Here is a 2256-nt window from a genome sequence, read left to right on the forward strand (position 1 = left end):
GAGACACTTCAAGATAAGAAAAAGCATAAAGGTAATACACTACAATGAGACGCCTGAGAATCTTAGAATAGGATTCTCGGTTTCCAGCAGACACCGCCTTCGGGCGGTGATAGCAAGTACGAAAGGGCGTACGGTGGATGCCTAGGCTCTTGCAGGCGATGAAGGACGTGGTAAGCTGCGAAAAGCTGCGGGTAGGTGCAAACAACCCTTGATCCGCAGATGTCCGAATGGGAAAACCCGGCAGGCTGAAGGCCTGTCATTCCGCTCATGCGGAAGGCGAACGCGGGGAACTGAAACATCTTAGTACCCGTAGGAAGAGAAAATAAAATATGATTCCCCCAGTAGTGGCGAGCGACCGGGGAAGAGCCCAAACCGCTGATGTCGCAAGGCATGAGCGGGGTTGTAGGACTGCGACATCGCAAGACTGATGGTGAGTGGAAGGTTCTGGAAAGTTCCTCCGCAGACGGTGATAGGCCGGTACACGAAGCCATTTGAAGCGTAGCAGGATCCTGAGTAGCGCGGGACACGAGAAATCCTGTGTGAATCCGGCGGGCCCATCCGCCAAGGCTAAATACTCGCAAGAGACCGATAGTGAACCAGTACCGTGAGGGAAAGGTGAAAAGCACCGCGCGCAGCGGAGTGAAATAGTTCCTGAACCCGTACGCCTACAAGCGGTCGGAGCACCTTTTATGGTGTGACGGCGTGCCTTTTGCATAATGAACCTACGAGTTGCCGTGACCGGCGAGGGTAAGTGCAAAGATGCACGCACCCGAAGCGAAAGCGAGTCCTAACGAGGCGTTAAGTCCGTTGCGGCAGACGCGAAACCAAGTGATCTACCCTTGTCCAGGTTGAAGTCCGGGTAACACCGGATGGAGGACCGCACCAATAAGCGTTGAAAAGCTTCTGGATGAGGTGAGGGTAGGAGTGAAAGGCCAATCAAACTTGGAGATAGCTCGTACTCCCCGAAATGCATTTAGGTGCAGCCTCGGGACTGGTTGTGAGAGGTAGAGCGACTGATCGGATGCGAGGGTTTCACCGCCTATCAAGTCCGGACAAACTCCGAATGCTCACAAGTTTATCCCGGGAGTGAGGGCATGGGTGCTAAGGTCCGTGCCCGAGAGGAGAAGAATCCAGACCGCCGGCAAAGGCCCCGAAGTGCGCGTTAAGTTAGTCTAACGAAGTGCGGTCCCCATGACAGCTAGGATGTTGGCTTGGAAGCAGCCATTCATTCAAAGAGTGCGTAACAGCTCACTAGTCGAGGGACTGTGCGTGGATAATAATCGGGTATGAAACGCGCCGCCGAATCCGCGGGATGTGCTTTGCACATCGGTAGGGGAGCATTCATGATGCGCCGAAGATGTGGGATGACCCATGTTGGAGCGTCATGAAAAGCAAATGTAGGTATAAGTAACGATAAAGAGCGTGAGATGCGCTCTCGCCAAAAGACTAAGGTTTCCCGGGCAACGTTAATCGGCCCGGGGTTAGTCGGGTCCTAAGGGCAAGCCGAACGGCGTCCCCCGATGGTAGAAACGGTTAATATTCCGTTACTGGCGCAGGTGGCGATGTGGAGACGGAGAAGTGACACTTCCGCGTGCTGACGGAAACGCACGTTAAAGAGTGTAGACGTAGATAAGGGCAGGCAAATCCACCCTTAGAGTCGAACTTGACAGTACGGCAATCCTTCGGGTGCGCCGATAGCGAAGGTAATCATGCTCCCGAGAAAATCCGCTAAGCTTTAACATCTGCGGCACCCGTACCGCAAACGGACACACGTAGTTGGGTAGAAAATACCAAGGCGCTTGGAAGATTCACGGTTAAGGAACTAGGCAAATTGACCCCGTACCTTCGGAATAAGGGGTCCTCACAGCGATGTGAGGCGCAGAGAATAGGTCCAGGCAACTGTTTAGCAAAAACACAGGGCTGTGCAAATTCGAAAGAAGCAGTATACAGTCTGACACCTGCCCGGTGCCGGAAGGTTAAGAGGAGTGCTCATCGCAAGAGAAGGCACGAATTGAAGCCCCGGTAAACGGCGGCCGTAACTATAACGGTCCTAAGGTAGCGAAATTCCTTGTCGGGTAAGTTCCGACCTGCACGAATGGTGTAATGATCCGGACACTGTCTCGACCGTGATTCCAGTGAAATTGTAGTATCGGTGAAGATGCCGATTCCCCGCGATGGGACGAAAAGACCCCGTGAACCTTTACTGCAGCTTAACGCTGTGACCGGGCAGCGGATGTGTAGGATAGGCCGGAGACT

At 53.5% G+C, this 2256-nt stretch carries 1 rRNA gene; it reads left to right on the forward strand.

Going from position 1 to position 2256, the window contains the following annotated elements:
- Positions 1–110: 110 nt before the first annotated feature.
- Positions 111–2256: ribosomal RNA gene (locus I6E40_RS10500) — 23S ribosomal RNA — on the forward strand; the annotation flags it as partial.

Source organism: Prevotellamassilia timonensis, from assembly GCF_021531665.1.
In the GTDB taxonomy this organism is placed as follows: Bacteria; Bacteroidota; Bacteroidia; order Bacteroidales; family Bacteroidaceae; genus Alloprevotella.